This is a genomic window from Vibrio hannami (assembly GCF_029589055.1).
Lineage (GTDB): Bacteria > Pseudomonadota > Gammaproteobacteria > Enterobacterales > Vibrionaceae > Vibrio > Vibrio hannami.
Window position 1 is genome coordinate 1 of sequence record NZ_JARQZP010000006.1, and the last position, 14,474, is coordinate 14,474.

The window sequence follows — 14,474 nt, forward strand, 5'->3', positions numbered from 1 at the left end:
AATTTACTTTGCCGTTTCCGGCTCAGTTAGGGATGCGTATTCTACGCTTCCTTTTGTTTGAGTCAAGAAGTTTTTTAAAAATTCTTTTCTCTTTTCCCCTTCACCAAAGTGTGACTTGCGCCTCACTCCGTGTCGGTGATGCGGCATTATAGGGAGGATCTTTTTAGTGCAAGATCTTTTTTAAACTTTTTTATCAAGAGCCGAAAAAACAAACAATACGTTGTTTATTGGATAAAATATCAACATTTGAAGGAGGTCACACCAATACGTTGGCATTCATATGTGGATAAAAGTAAGATTCATGTGTCCGTTATGTTAATAACGTTAATCCTTAATTTGACTATAAAAGTTGTATTCTTCTATGAACTCTAAAAAATCTACTATTCTGCTGGTTGCTTTAGCTGTTCTTGGTGCGGCTATCTTCTATATGATTTCACCAGAGCAACCTTTTTTACCTTCTATTTCTTTTGTTATTGGTGTAGCTGCGGCTTCGTTCATTTTTGCTCTTTCAGGATCTTCTTCGAATGAACTAGACAACGGCAAACCTTCTACTAAAACACTCTATGTTGGAAATCTACCTTATAAAGCTAATGAGTCTAATGTCCGACAGCTATTCGCGGAGCATGGCGAAGTTTTCGCTGTTAGATTAATGAAAGATAAACGCACCGGTAAAAGGAGGGGGTTTGGCTTTGTTGTTATGGCTAGCGCTGATACAGAAACCGCTATCAACGCTTTAAATGACAATGACTATATGCAGCGTACATTAAAGGTGCGTATTGCGAATGATCCTAAACATCCTGAATCGGAAGCGTCTCAATAGGGGAAAAGTTTAACTTCCCGACCGCACTATCTAGTGCAGTTTTATCTCCTAAAGCTGCACTACTATAAATTTTATACCTTCCCTTTTTGTAGCCATTTACTGTTCCAGGCAATAAAGATTTAACCCTTCTTGCAATCGCTTCTCCTGAGTCTATCAGTATTACTTCCCCACCAAAGACTTTATCTATCTCTTCTTTTAGTAATGGGAAATGAGTACAACCAAGTACAGCGACGTCTACTTTATGTTTAAGAGGAGAAAGTATCTCCTCCAGCTCCTCAAGGTCTATCTGGATACCACAAAGCTTTTCTTCAGCCATATTGACTAATCTGGTGGAGCCCAATAGCTTAACTTCTTTTGATGAAGCGAAGCTCTCGATTAACTGATATGTGTATTCTCTCTTTACTGTAGCGGGAGTCGCGATAAGGCCAACTGCCTTATGAGCAATTAGACTCGCTGGCTTAATTGCAGGAACAACACCTACAACTGGGACATCTAGTACTTCACGGAGTTTCGGTAAAACAATGGTACTTGCCGTATTGCAGGCTATGACGACTATGTCTATCAGCTCTCGCTTTACAACCTCTTCTACCAGCATCTTCACTCGATGGATTAAAGTCTCCTTCTCCAATTCACCATAGGGATAGGCTTCGTTATCGAATAGGTATATGTATTCAATATCAGGAAGCAGCTTACGTATCTCTTTATAAACGGACAGACCACCCACACCAGAATCGAAAACAAGAACTCGAAAAGGCTTTTGTGTTGCTAAGGACATAACTGAGATAACTAAGAATACTTGGCCGCAATCATACTCCTGGAGCAGCCATTAGCAAGAAAAAGAAAACCGCCCGAAGGCGGTTGTAAAATGATATGCCTGATTTAGAACTGATAGCTCAGATTAGCGTAGTATGATCTCTCTTCACTGTTGTAAGAAGATTTCGTCTCATACTCTTTATCAAACAGGTTAACGATTCTAGCTCCAACTTTTAGATCATCAGAAAAGTAATAAGTTGTAGAAAAGTCAACTACGGTAAACGCATCTAGCTTTTCAGTGTTACTTTCATCTTCATAACTGGTTCCACGATAACGCGTAGACACATCAAACTGCCACTTCTGTAGCTCGTACGATAGATTCCACTTAGCGTTATGTTTAGCTCTACGAGTAAGATACTTGCCCGTTTTCTGATCTTTTGCATCGGTATAGTCATAGCTTACCGTGTGGTATAGATCTCCGGTATTAAAGTTGATTTGTGACTCAATACCTTTAATTTCAGCTTTATTGATATTGCTTGGCTTCCAGATAAACCCTGCATCATCAACTGGTGCCCAATCAATAAGGTTGTCGATGTTATTTTGATAACCCAAAACGCTCCAGCTAAACAACTCTAGATCACCATAAAGAGACGCTTCAATATTCTTTGCTTCTTCCGGCGTCAAATCCGGGTTTCCCGAGTTAGGGTAATAGAGATCATTAAAAGATGGAGCTTTATATGCTGTACCACCAGACAAAGAGGCCGCTATGCTATCGGCAAAGCGATAAGATAACCCTAATTGCCAGGTATTTTCTCTTCCATAGCTATCATTGTCGTCACTGCGAACACTTGCTTCAGCTCCAAACTTATCAGCCTGATATACAGAAGTAATAAACAATGCTGTGTTATCTCGGCTATCTTGATCATAGCTACCACCTTCATTGCTTACTTCTTCTCGATACCAATCAATACCACCAGCTAGCACAAGTTCATCCGTAAGATGTTGGATATTTTGCCATGTTACTACTGTACGATTGGTTTTAATTTCGCTACCAGGAGACTCGTCGGTTGAATCTGTCGAGCTATCTTTATTTCGTGCAATAGTAAGCTCACTAGCGAAGGCGTCTCTACTATATTTTGTTTTAGCTGCTACGTTGTAAGAACTTGTATCAGCTATTGCGTTACTACCGCCATACTGGTCATCATATTCACTTTCACCATCGTGGTAGTAACCTTGTAAGCTGACCGCCCATTGGTCATTTAATTGAGTACCAACTTCAGCAACAATATTCCTTGCCTCAAAGCCATCATCATCAGCCTCATATGGTTCTTTTCTGGCAGAGAAGCCCTGATTCTCCTGGTAGTTCAATACCGCTTTTCCCCAACTCGAGTCACCCAGCTTTCCAGCTGCTGAAATCTTACCAGAGTAATAATTGTCACTACCAATCCCAGCTGATACCTCTTTTATGTCTTCACCTTGATAGTTGGTCACAATATTTATGACCCCGCCAATAGCATCTGAACCATAAATTGCAGCACGTGGCCCTCTGATAAGCTCTACTCTTTCTATACCGGTTAACGGTATCTGACTAAAACTAGCTGATCCCAAAGTTGCACTACCGATACGGACACCGTTAATTAAGACAAGCGCATGCTTTGACGCAGTACCTCGGATATACACATCTGTTGTCTTACCATAACCATTTGTTACGACCTGAACACCCGGTAATCGTTTTAATACATCTGCAAATGAAACTGCCTGAGTAGCTTCAATATCTGCTTTGGTCACAATATCTGTAGAAGCAATAACATCACTCAACGATTGCTCTACTCTATTGGCCGTAACCACCATAGTTTCAATATCTGAAGAGCTTTCTTGAGCGTGTGAAAAAGAGCTATAAGAAAGAAGCGATGCCACTGCTATCGCTAAAGATGATTTTCGCATTGTTATTCCCTAAATCGCGTAGAATTTTCCAAGTATTTTGATACTTACTTTGCTGTCAGATATTCGGACTTAAGAGCTCAACACTTTCGTATTACCTAGCATCTCACTTCCCATTTCGAAAAACAGTGTGTGGCTTTTAACCCAAGATGTTCGTTCTCTATTACCGCTGCGCGTCAGTTCCGGACTCTCACCGGATTCCCTGTTATACAGGTGCCATATAATAAGCACCTCAACCAGCAATCTCGGAAATACTATCTATTAGTAGACTAGACGTCTAGATAGATAATTACCCAATCGTAATAATTTATTGTCATAATACATGCAGATATAGACTTAAACGTCATTTTTCCCCACACAAAACTGGACAAGCTCCTACTATTGAATAAAATCTGCGCTCTCTGTGCGAATGTGAAAGGCAATAAAATGGCAATTCCTGAAATGACCCCTCAGCGTTATCAAGAACAACTGGACGAAAAAAAGCTCCGTATGAATGAGCTATTTTCAAGTTATGGTGTTCCAGAGTTAGAGGTATACGAGTCCCCAATCAAGAACTATCGCATGCGTGCAGAGTTTCGTGTTTGGCATGAAGGCGAAGAGCTTTACTACATCATGTTCAACCAGGAGACACGAGAAAAGTACAGGGTTGACCAGTTCCCTGCAGCTAGTAAGTTAATCAATGACCTAATGCCACGCATAATTGAACTAGCTAAAGGTAATGACTCGCTTCGTAAGAAATTATTTCAGGTCGATTTCCTTTCCACTCTTAGTGATGAAGTTCTAGTTTCTCTTCTTTACCATCGACAACTCGACGAACTATGGACCACTGAAGCAAAAAAACTGAAGCAGACACTCGAAGCTGAAGGCTTTAATGTAAACATCATCGGTCGTGCCCGTAAGATGAAGATAGTTCTTGATCGCGATTACGTCGTTGAAAAACTATGTGTTAACGGTGATAGTTATATCTATCAGCAGGTAGAAAATAGCTTTACACAGCCTAATGGTGAAGTTGCTCAGAAGATGCTGGAGTGGGCAGTCGACTGTACAAGTGAAAGTAACGGTGACTTGTTAGAACTATATTGTGGTAACGGTAATTTCTCGCTGGCTTTAGCTCAAAACTTCGATCGTGTGTTAGCAACCGAACTTGCCAAACCATCGGTAGATTCAGCTCAGTATAATATCGCAGCGAATAAGATAGAAAATGTTCAGATCATTCGCATGTCCGCAGAAGAGTTTACAGAAGCGATGGAAGGTAAAAGAGAGTTCCGTCGTTTAAAACAACAGAACATCGATCTAAAAAGTTATAACTGTAATACCATTTTTGTAGACCCTCCTCGTGCAGGTATGGACGTTGATACCTGCAAAATGGTTCAAGGCTACGAACGTATTCTTTATATTTCGTGTAACCCAGAAACGCTGAAAGACAATCTGGATATTTTGAAAGAAACACATGATATCAAGCGATTCGCTTTATTCGATCAATTCCCATATACCCACCATATGGAAGCTGGTGTTCTGCTAGAAAAAGAAGTTAAAAAAACGAGCCGCGAGGCTCGTTTCTTATTTTAAGCATGTTCTTTTTTGACATACCCTAACTTCTTGCCAACCCATGCTAGAAGCAACATGGTGACAATAATCGAGAAGAAGTTAGAACCAACCTCTGGGAATTGCGCTTTTACAAATGCAGAGTGGCCAAATGCACCAACAAAGAAACACGCTAATCCAATCAGTGGGATATCTTCTGCCACCGGACTTTTAAGGTAACCATCGTAAAGCATCTGTAGTGACAATACTAAAGCGATTAGTGGAAAAACAGAGAATGACACTTCTGAAAGTGTAATTGAAGACAATAACGCGTTACTACACATGCCAGCGATTGCTGCCAGGATTAGCGTTTTTCTCTCTGATCTAGCAGAGGTTTGGGTAGACTCATTCGACATAGTTATATCCTGTTTTTTTGCCGTTCACGTTCTTTTCTATACCAGTAAGCGCCTTTAGCTGTCATTCGTAGTTGCATCACCAAGCGCTCGGTTAACTCTTCTCTTTCATGCTTACTCAAATCTAAGGCTTCTGCACCAGAACTAAATACTAATATTACTGATGCTTCTGCCTGAACAATGGCTTCTTCTCTCGTCATCCCTGTACTAATCAGGTATTCAGTAAGCTCGGCCGAGAAGTGCTGCATTTCACGCACAACGGCTGCGCGAAACTCAGCGGAAGTCCCTGAACGTTCTCGTAACAATAAACGAAAAACGTTCGGACTGCTTTCGATAAACTCCATAAAGGTTTCTACCGACGTCCTTATCACACTGCCTTCTTTAACAATCCTTTGGCGAGCCTGACGCATTAACTGACGAAGTAATAACCCTCCTTCATCAACCATAGTCAAACCTAACTCATCCATATCCTTAAAGTGACGATAAAACGACGTCGGTGCAATTCCAGCTTCTCGCGCAACTTCTCTCAAACTCAGGTTTGAGAAACTACGATCGGCACTTAACTGACTAAAAGCGGCATCGATCAGAGCGCGGCGAGTTTTCTCCTTCTGCTGTGCTCGTATTCCTAGTTTATTTTCTTTCAAATTTTTTATCACAAGCAATTTTACACTAGGTCATTACTATAGCGCGATTTTGTGCAAGTAGAAAATCGCGTCTTCACAACTCAAGTGAGTTCTCATAAGTCCGTGATCATTACCACTCTCTTATATGAAGATCATTTACCTGACAAATTAAGAGGTTAAAATCTCGATAAACAAATGTTAATAAAAAACTAAGGATGGAAGTAATGGCGAAGCCCAATCACTATGATGCTATCGTAATTGGCAGTGGTCCCGGTGGCGAAGGTGCCGCTATGGGCTTAACCAAAGCGGGATTAAATGTTGCAATAATTGAAAAGGAAGCCAGTGTTGGTGGGGGGTGTACCCATTGGGGAACCATACCATCAAAAGCGCTAAGGCATGCCGTCAGTCGTATCATAGAGTTCAATAACAACCCCCTGTTTTGCCATAACAACACCAGCCTTCACTCTACATTCTCAAATATCCTTAATCATGCAAAAACAGTAATCGATAAACAGACTCGTTTACGACAGGGATTTTATGATCGTAATGAATGCTCACTAATCTTTGGTGAAGCGAAATTTGTTGATAGTAATACTGTTGCTGTGTCTAAGCCCGACGGCATAGTAGATATCTATACTGCTGATAAGTTTGTTATCGCCACAGGCTCACGCCCTTATCAACCAGCAGACGTCGACTTTAACCATGAACGCATCTACGATAGCGACTCTATCCTTTCACTACAGCACGACCCGAGGCACATTATTATTTATGGTGCCGGAGTTATCGGGTGTGAATATGCCTCCGTCTTTCGCGGATTAGGTGTTAAAACTGATCTGATCAACACACGCGACAGATTGCTTTCCTTCCTGGATAACGAAATTTCAGACGCCCTCTCCTACCATTTTTGGAATAGTGGCGTGATTATTCGAAATGACGAAACTTATGAAAAGATCGAAGGGACTAAAGATGGTGTCATCGTTCACCTTCAATCTGGCAAAAAAATGCGCGCAGATTGCATCTTATATGCTAATGGCAGAACCGGTAATACGGATAAGTTAAATCTTGAAGCAGTTGGATTAGCTCCGGACTCGCGAGGGCAGCTTAAAGTAGATGAGCATTACCAGACTGAGATTGAAAATATTTACGCTGTCGGTGATGTCATCGGCTACCCAAGTTTGGCAAGTGCTGCGTACGATCAAGGACGCTTTCTGGCTCAGCATATAGCTCAAGGCAATATGAATACTCACCTGATAGAAGATATCCCTACTGGTATCTATACCATTCCTGAGATCAGCTCGGTGGGCAAAACTGAACAAGAGCTGACAGCAGCACGAGTCCCCTATGAAGTTGGTCGCGCCTCGTTTAAACACCTGGCACGTGCTCAGATTGCAGGAAAAGATATCGGTAGCCTGAAAATACTATTTCATCGGGAAACAAAAGAAATACTGGGAATACATTGTTTTGGAGAGCGTGCAGCTGAAATTATTCATATCGGGCAGGCTATCATGGAACAGAAAGGTGAAGCCAATACCATTGAGTATTTTGTAAACACAACATTCAATTATCCAACCATGGCAGAAGGATATCGCGTAGCTGCGTTAAATGGCCTGAATCGGCTATTTTAGTCTGACTTAACATCGTGCTGAGCATGCCTACTCAAATGCTCGGCACGCTTACCAGCTAAACTCAATAACTGTAGGTGTTAGCCTACTTTTTATTGGAGAAAGTTTTCTGATTAATTTATGCCACAATTTCCAGCGGCCACACTCATAATCCAATGGAGAATATTGCTTAATCCACTTTAACCATGGAAGCCAGCCCACTAAGTTTTGTTGTGGCGCAGATAAACCGTGCTTATATTCAGCGCACCCCAGCTTTTTCCCTAGCTTTGACGCCGTTTGATCGCCAGCCACAACAATACATGCTTGAGCTTGAGAAAAATGACGCCCGAGAGATTGAATAAAGTGAGCTACTTGTTGTTCCTTGGAATCTAGCAAGGCTTGCTCGCAAACAATCAGAACAGGAGCATTTTCAGGAATGGATATATCATCAAGCCAATCAACAGAACTCACGGAACCACATTTAAGTTGATAGCGTTCATTGTGATGAAAGAGTTTTTCACGCCATAACAGGTTTTCATTCGTATCGAGTTCAACCCACTGACAAAGCCCATTGTCCAATCGATAGAAACGAGTATCTAATCTGGCACCGACATTAATAATCCAACCGTTTGGGCTCTTTTTTAGAAAAGCTTGTACTCTAAGATCACACAGCTTAGTTAACGTGGCATGAAGAAGTTGTTTTTGGTCAATATCGCCAGAAAGGCATTCAGGAGAAAGGTAACATTGCTTGTACGCTTTAGCAGCAATAGGATCGAAAACGAGACCATCTTCCACTAGGCTTTCCCTGCTTCTCAACCACATCGGCTCGAGCAGACTAGCAGGTATATCGTATTCAGGCTGTTTTATCGGTTTGCTCGACGAAAAGCTTAACTTGCTATAGTTCATTATCATCTTCCTCTCAACAAGAAAGATGATAATGAATATCAATTACATTCGCAAATTATTATCATGACTTAAGTCAAATTACATCCAATCGCTGTTACGAATGATACCAACCGCAATGCCTTCAATCGCCATATGCTGAGACGTCAGATCAACTTCAATGGTGTTGAACTCTTCATTTTCAGCATGCAGAAGAACGGTAGCGCCTTTGCGCTCCAATCGTTTTACTGTCACATCATCATCAACACGCGCAACGACAACCTGACCATCGCGTACATCTTGTGTCTTATGAACCGCCAATAAATCGCCGTCCATGATGCCGATATCCTTCATACTCTCACCGTTTACACGGAGCAGAAAATCAGCTTGTGGTCGGAACATACTAGGATCAACCTGGTAATGCGCTTCTACATGCTCCTGAGCAAGAATAGGCTCACCAGCCGCTACCTGACCAATTAAAGGCAAACCCTCATCGTCATTGCTGGCTTGATCCTGAAGCAGAATTCGAATACCACGAGAGGCTCCCGGGATAATCTCGATAGCCTGCTTCTTCGCAAGAGCCTTTAAGTGTTCTTCCGCTGCATTAGCAGAACGAAAGCCAAGTTCTCGAGCAATTTCCGCTCTTGTTGGTGGCATTCCGGTATCATCAATTTTTTCTTTAATCAGGTCAAAAACCTGCTGTTGGCGCGCGGTTAACGGCTTCATAAGTCACCTGTCTTTTTATACAGTTAACTGTGAGTATATACAGTAAATAGTAGCTTGCAAAGCATCTATTTAAAAACTTCCCACTGAGTCACAGGTGTTTCATGTGGAACAACAACCAAAGTTGTATCTTTAACCAATCAAATAAGCCGAATAGAGAGCTTCACACCAAACATATCCAGCGAGTAACATTGCGATCAGCACTGCCGCAGAACCTGTATCTTTAGCTCTGCCAGCCAACTCATGAAATTCTGGTCCAATTCTGTCCACTACAGATTCAACGGCAGTATTTAGAAGTTCAACAATCATTACCAACAAAACAGAGCTCACCATTAACATCCGATGTGTCGAATCTATATCCAACCAGAATGCTAACGGTAGCATGACTATTGCGGCCAGCACTTCTTGCCTGAATGCGGCTTCATTTTTAAACGCAGCCGCTAACCCTTGACTAGAGTATATGCTGGCATTTATTAACCGTTTGAATCCTTTCTTCTCTGGGTTCTTCATCTATTCATCCTGTCGATATATGTGAAATATCATTTTTTATGCTTATTGTTGTGAAATTGCCTTGAATTAATAAAAGGTTTGACCAGTTTCTGATATCCTTGCACCGCATTAGCACTTTAATAAGTTGAGCGGTATTTCTGGTCAACCTAGCACTAGAGTTTTGATCAATCATACGCTCAGTTTTTTTCAATTTTTTTGAGGTCAGCTAAAGATGTCTTCCGGACGAATTATCCCACGTTCAATCGTAAAGCTCCCTATCTCCGCATTGGTCAGAAGCAAAGCCATACCATCAAACCCTATAGAAGATCTGGGCATTGATTTAGACAAGCCACTGATTTATGCAATGCCATTCCGCTCAAATGTAGACCTACATAGCATGAGGAAACAGGCATTAGCTCTTGGACTGCCGGATCCATTATCTCCACTGGAGATAAACGGTAAAACACTTGGCCGTTATGTTTATATCAGCTCAAGACCAACGCTACTTCAGGATGATAAGCACATCCCAAGCGCTTCAGTAGAACTATTTTCTGAGTTGCTTGAGATGCATGAACTAGACAAAGAGCTAGACGTTCAGGTTATTCCGACTTCGGTTCTCTGGGGACGTAAGCCGGGTAAAGAAGAAAAAGAAACACCTTATCTTCAGGCAATGAATGGCCCTCAAAAAGCAATGGCGATGCTATTCTCAGGTAGAGATTGCATGATCCGTTTCAGTGCCGTTGTATCCCTGCGTTATATGGCAGATTCTCATGGTACAGACAAAACCATCGCTCAAAAGCTTGCGAGAGTTGCTCGAATTCACTTCTCTCGTCAGAAACTTGCAGCATCCGGACCAAACCTTCCTAATCGCGAACAGCTATTTGAAAGATTGCTAAACTCTCAGGTAATCCAGAAAGTCATTGAAGATGAGTCTAAAAGCAAAGGAATCAGCATAGAGAAGGCTAGAAAAGAAGCTCACTCTATCCTTGATGAAATAGCAGCAGATTTCTCATACTCTCTGGTTAAGAAGGGTGATCGCTTCTTAGGTTGGCTGTGGAATAAGCTATACCAGGGGCTAAATATAAACAATGCATCGACAGTAAGACGCCTGGCACAAGAAGGTCACGAGATTGTTTACGTACCTTGCCACCGAAGCCATATGGACTACTTACTACTATCTTATGTGCTTTATCATGAAGGGATGGTTCCTCCTCATATTGCAGCGGGTATCAACCTGAATTTCTTCCCTGCTGGGCCTATATTCCGAAGAGGTGGTGCGTTCTTCATTCGAAGAAGCTTCAAAGGCAACAAACTATACTCCACTGTATTCCGTGAATACTTAGCAGAACTGTTTGCAAAAGGTTATTCCGTTGAATACTTCAGTGAAGGGGGTCGCTCACGTACTGGCCGACTTCTTCCAGCTAAAACTGGCATGTTGGCGATGACTATTCAAGCGATGTTACGAGGCCTGAATCGTCCTGTTACTCTGGTTCCTGTTTACATCGGTTACGAACACGTAATGGAAGTATCAACTTACGCGAAAGAGCTGCGTGGCAAGCGTAAAGAGAAGGAAAACGCTGGCCAGGTAATTAAGACTATCCGTAAGCTAAGAAACTTTGGACAGGGTTATGTGAACTTTGGTGAGCCTATCCCATTGAACAACTTCCTGAACACTCATGTTCCTGATTGGACAAAAGATATTAATCCTCTTGAGGCACCAAGGCCACAGTGGATGACACCTGTTGTCAACCAACTTGCCAATAAGATGATGACCCACATTAACGATGCAGCTGCAACTAACGCTCTGACTTTAAGTGCTACCGCACTGCTTGCATCACGTCAGCGTGCTCTAGCGAAAGAGACTCTGATTGCACAGATAGATTCATATCTGCAACTACTGCGTAACGTTCCTTACTCTGAAACCAGTACCGTACCAAACAAATCTGCAAGTGAACTTGTTGAACATGCTCTATCTCTGAACAAGTTTATTACTGAGCGCGACACCATTGGTGAGATCATCTCTTTGGATCGAAACCAGGCAATGTTGATGACTTATTACCGTAATAACATTGTGCACTTGTTTGCTATCCCGTCTCATATCGCCCTTATGGTTGTGCGCCATATGAGTGTGACCAGAGATCAGGTACAAAAATCCGTTGCTCAGCTATATCCTTTCCTCAAGAAAGAGCTATTCCTGAAATATGAAGCGGACGAACTTGAAGCTGTAGTGAACGCTTTGATAAATGAGTTAGCAAGGCAAGAGCTAATCACCCTGAAAGGCGACACACTATCTATAAATCAAATCAAGATTCAATCGTTGATGCTGTTATCAAGAAGTATCGCCGAAACGCTGCAACGCTATGCTATCGCAATTAATCAGTTGGTATTCGATCCAGCGGTAGACAGAGCCGAACTTGAACAGAGAAGCCAGGAAGTGGCACAACGTCTTGGACGACTGCACGGCATCAACGCACCAGAGTTCTTTGATAAAGGTGTTTTCTCCTCTTTGTTCAGCACATTAAAAGAAGAGGAATATATCGACATTGATGGTAAGTGCGATATAGAGAAAACACAGACTCTTGCCGATATGCTATCGGAACTGCTGACCACTGAAGTGAAGTTAACGATTCAGGAAAGTTTAATTCCTACAGAGGAAATTCCAGAAGAAGAACAACTACAAGACAAAGCATAAACGAAAAAAGGTTCTGAAATTCAGAACCTTTTTTATTGCCTGTTTTAGCGCGATTATAGAGTGCTGAGAAACATTCCTAGCGTAATAAGTAAACCAACATGATTGTTGTTTAAAAACGCCTGAAAACACTTCTCCCGCTCTCTTTCCCTGATAAGGTTCTGTTGAAAAACAAAAAGAGCGCCTGCACCTAGTACACTCCAGTAGAACCAATGATTTAGTTGCAATAGGTAGCCCAGTACTATTAGCAATACAACGGTAAGCAACTGTAGCCCACCAATGATGGCTTTATCAAAACGGCCAAATAATATCGCGGTCGATTTTACGCCGATTCTTAGGTCGTCATCACGATCAACCATTGCGTATTCTGTATCGTAGGCGATAGTCCATAGCGCATTTATCAAAAACAGTAGCCAGACATAAGGGGAAATTTCGTTGGCTTGAGCAGCCCAAGCCATCGGTATTGCCCAGCTAAAAGCCAATGCTAAAAACAGTTGTGGAAGATGAGTGTAGCGCTTCATAAATGGATAGATAAATGCTAACACTATACCCACAAAAGAGAGTTTTACCGTCAGGGAGTTCATGGTTAAAACGAGAATAAAGGATACGGCAGCCAACAATAGAAAAAGCACTATCGCTTCTGTTGCTGTCACCATCCCTGAGGGTATTGGTCTGTTTTTAGTACGCTTAACCTTGCCATCAATATTTCGGTCAGCAAAGTCATTAATAACACACCCAGCAGAGCGCATAAGTACTACGCCAGCAACAAAAACAAATAACACCTCCCAATTTGGCATACCACCAGCGGCAAGTATTAATGACCACATAGTCGGCCAGAGAAGCAATAGCGATCCTATTGGCTTATCCATTCGCATCAACTGCCAATAGGCTCTGGCTTTTACTAAACTCATTTATACATTCTCCTTCGCGTACACTGGAGAGTTTGGCAAAAACAGTTCTGCAACTAAAAGAGGTTTACCATTCATCCATAAACGCGAGCGTCTCGCCAACAACTTACCATACGAAGTTTCTGCCCAACCAGCCTGTAATTTGTCGCGAGAAACTTCTTCAGCACGAAAAACTGTCAATCCCAGAGGGATCTCTCCAAGCTTACTCAAATCGTACTGCTGGTCTTCAAGTGATGATAGTGGCATAAGAGTTCGTCCGATAACCCACTCTTCATCATCACCGTTCAAGATTACTTCACGCAGAATACACTCTTCTTCACTAAGTAATGATATCTCCTGAAGGTTTAGTTGCTCAGAGGAAATCACCCGATTGCAGAGTAGGTTTACTGTTAAGTCGTGACACTTTTGCGCTAACCGACGAGACAGCGACCCCTCCTCCTGTAACCAGTCGAGGATAATTTCTGAAGATAGTTCAAAAGAATCAATATCTTTCCATTCAACATTTTTTAGAGCGTTAATGTACAACGAGATCTGCTCGGGCATATTTGTTTTTTATAGTTAGCATTATTGTTATAAACTAGTGAGTGAAGTTTAGGTGAAATGAACATCACAATACAAGCGTACTTGAGCCATTTTAACAGACAAAACCGCTTCAGTTATCGGAATAAAAATAAAGAATTCATAAATATGACCAGATCATTTTTTTCATTACTTTTACTAACCTTAGTCAGTTCTTTTTCGTTCCCGGCAGCAGCGGAGGAAGAAAAGGCCACTCCGGTTCTTCAGTACTACGCCTTGTCTCCACACATTACAACGAATGTGTACACTCAAGGAAAAACAATTGTCTACTTACGAGTAAGTGTCGACTTAATGGTCGCAGATAGTAGTTATATTGCCGACCTAGAATTGCACGAACCTCTAATCAGAGACGCGATTATTGAACACATCGGTAAGCAGCAGGAAGAAAAAGTAAAATCGTTGGCAGGAAAGGCAGCACTGGAAACCGAGTTACTCGATTTGCTAAATGGTCTATTGCTGGCAGAAACAGGGCGTACCATTATTGCTAAAGTGCTTTTTTCTGAGTACCTGGCACAGTAAGAATAAATTC

The 14,474-nt window shown here is 41.9% G+C and carries 14 protein-coding genes and 1 riboswitch; of the genes, 5 read left to right on the top strand and 9 right to left on the bottom strand.

From position 1 onward, the window contains the following. Positions 1–361 precede the first annotated feature (361 nt). The gene (locus tag P7F88_RS11240; RefSeq protein WP_277824774.1) at positions 362–820 is read left to right on the top strand and encodes an RNA recognition motif domain-containing protein; all 459 of its coding nucleotides are present in this window, start codon (positions 362–364) and stop codon (positions 818–820) included. Here P7F88_RS11240 and murI read toward each other — a convergent pair. Together murI and P7F88_RS11250 are read right to left on the bottom strand one after the other, a co-directional pair. Beyond that, positions 789–1,595 carry a glutamate racemase gene (murI, locus tag P7F88_RS11245; RefSeq protein WP_277824776.1) on the bottom strand — a complete coding sequence of 269 codons (807 nt, stop codon included), beginning with the start codon at positions 1,593–1,595 and terminating at the stop codon, positions 789–791. The two genes, P7F88_RS11240 and murI, sit on opposite strands and share 32 nt — an antisense overlap. Positions 1,596–1,699: 104 nt before the next feature. Next, the gene (locus tag P7F88_RS11250) at positions 1,700–3,517 is read right to left on the bottom strand and encodes a TonB-dependent receptor domain-containing protein (RefSeq protein WP_277824778.1); all 1,818 of its coding nucleotides are present in this window, start codon (positions 3,515–3,517) and stop codon (positions 1,700–1,702) included. A 37-nt stretch (positions 3,518–3,554) separates the two neighbouring features. Next, a riboswitch (cobalamin riboswitch) is annotated at positions 3,555–3,770 on the bottom strand. A gap of 170 nt (positions 3,771–3,940) precedes the next feature. On the opposite strand from P7F88_RS11250, the gene trmA reads away from it, so the two are divergent. After that, positions 3,941–5,083: a tRNA (uridine(54)-C5)-methyltransferase TrmA gene (trmA, locus tag P7F88_RS11255; protein ID WP_277824780.1), complete on the top strand. Its 1,143-nt coding sequence runs from the start codon at positions 3,941–3,943 to the stop codon at positions 5,081–5,083. Here trmA and P7F88_RS11260 read toward each other — a convergent pair. Together P7F88_RS11260 and fabR are read right to left on the bottom strand one after the other, a co-directional pair. Next, the gene (locus P7F88_RS11260) at positions 5,080–5,454 is read right to left on the bottom strand and encodes a YijD family membrane protein (protein WP_277824782.1); all 375 of its coding nucleotides are present in this window, start codon (positions 5,452–5,454) and stop codon (positions 5,080–5,082) included. The two genes, trmA and P7F88_RS11260, sit on opposite strands and share 4 nt — an antisense overlap. Before the next feature lie 2 nt (positions 5,455–5,456). Beyond that, positions 5,457–6,095, bottom strand: coding sequence for an HTH-type transcriptional repressor FabR (fabR, locus tag P7F88_RS11265; protein WP_277824784.1), 639 nt, complete (start codon positions 6,093–6,095; stop codon positions 5,457–5,459). Positions 6,096–6,298: 203 nt separating this feature from the next. On the opposite strand from fabR, the gene sthA reads away from it, so the two are divergent. After that, positions 6,299–7,699 (top strand): Si-specific NAD(P)(+) transhydrogenase, encoded by a 1,401-nt coding sequence (sthA, locus tag P7F88_RS11270; protein ID WP_277824786.1) that lies wholly within the window; start codon positions 6,299–6,301, stop codon positions 7,697–7,699. Between the two features lie 48 nt (positions 7,700–7,747). On the opposite strand, the gene P7F88_RS11275 is transcribed toward sthA, so the two are convergent. The 3 genes from P7F88_RS11275 to P7F88_RS11285 form a co-directional block, all read right to left on the bottom strand. Next, the gene (locus tag P7F88_RS11275) at positions 7,748–8,581 is read right to left on the bottom strand and encodes a class I SAM-dependent methyltransferase (RefSeq protein WP_277824788.1); all 834 of its coding nucleotides are present in this window, start codon (positions 8,579–8,581) and stop codon (positions 7,748–7,750) included. 78 nt (positions 8,582–8,659) lie between these two features. Continuing rightward, positions 8,660–9,283, bottom strand: coding sequence for a transcriptional repressor LexA (lexA, locus tag P7F88_RS11280; RefSeq protein WP_277824790.1), 624 nt, complete (start codon positions 9,281–9,283; stop codon positions 8,660–8,662). Positions 9,284–9,412: 129 nt separating this feature from the next. Continuing rightward, entirely contained in the window at positions 9,413–9,790 is a 378-nt protein-coding gene (locus tag P7F88_RS11285; RefSeq protein ID WP_277824792.1) for a diacylglycerol kinase, read from the bottom strand. 211 nt (positions 9,791–10,001) lie between these two features. Between P7F88_RS11285 and plsB the strand changes: the two genes are divergently transcribed. Further along, on the top strand, positions 10,002–12,461 hold the full coding sequence (gene plsB, locus P7F88_RS11290) for a glycerol-3-phosphate 1-O-acyltransferase PlsB (protein WP_277824794.1): 2,460 nt from the start codon (positions 10,002–10,004) through the stop codon (positions 12,459–12,461). Between the two features lie 53 nt (positions 12,462–12,514). Here plsB and ubiA read toward each other — a convergent pair whose 3' ends face one another. Both ubiA and P7F88_RS11300 read right to left on the bottom strand, forming a co-directional pair. Beyond that, positions 12,515–13,369, bottom strand: coding sequence for a 4-hydroxybenzoate octaprenyltransferase (ubiA, locus tag P7F88_RS11295; RefSeq protein WP_277824796.1), 855 nt, complete (start codon positions 13,367–13,369; stop codon positions 12,515–12,517). Beyond that, positions 13,370–13,909, bottom strand: a complete 540-nt coding sequence (locus P7F88_RS11300) for a chorismate lyase (protein ID WP_277824798.1) — start codon at positions 13,907–13,909, stop codon at positions 13,370–13,372. Between the two features lie 144 nt (positions 13,910–14,053). On the opposite strand from P7F88_RS11300, the gene P7F88_RS11305 reads away from it, so the two are divergent. Beyond that, positions 14,054–14,464, top strand: a complete 411-nt coding sequence (locus P7F88_RS11305) for a flagellar basal body-associated FliL family protein (protein ID WP_277824800.1) — start codon at positions 14,054–14,056, stop codon at positions 14,462–14,464. Positions 14,465–14,474: the final 10 nt, after the last annotated feature.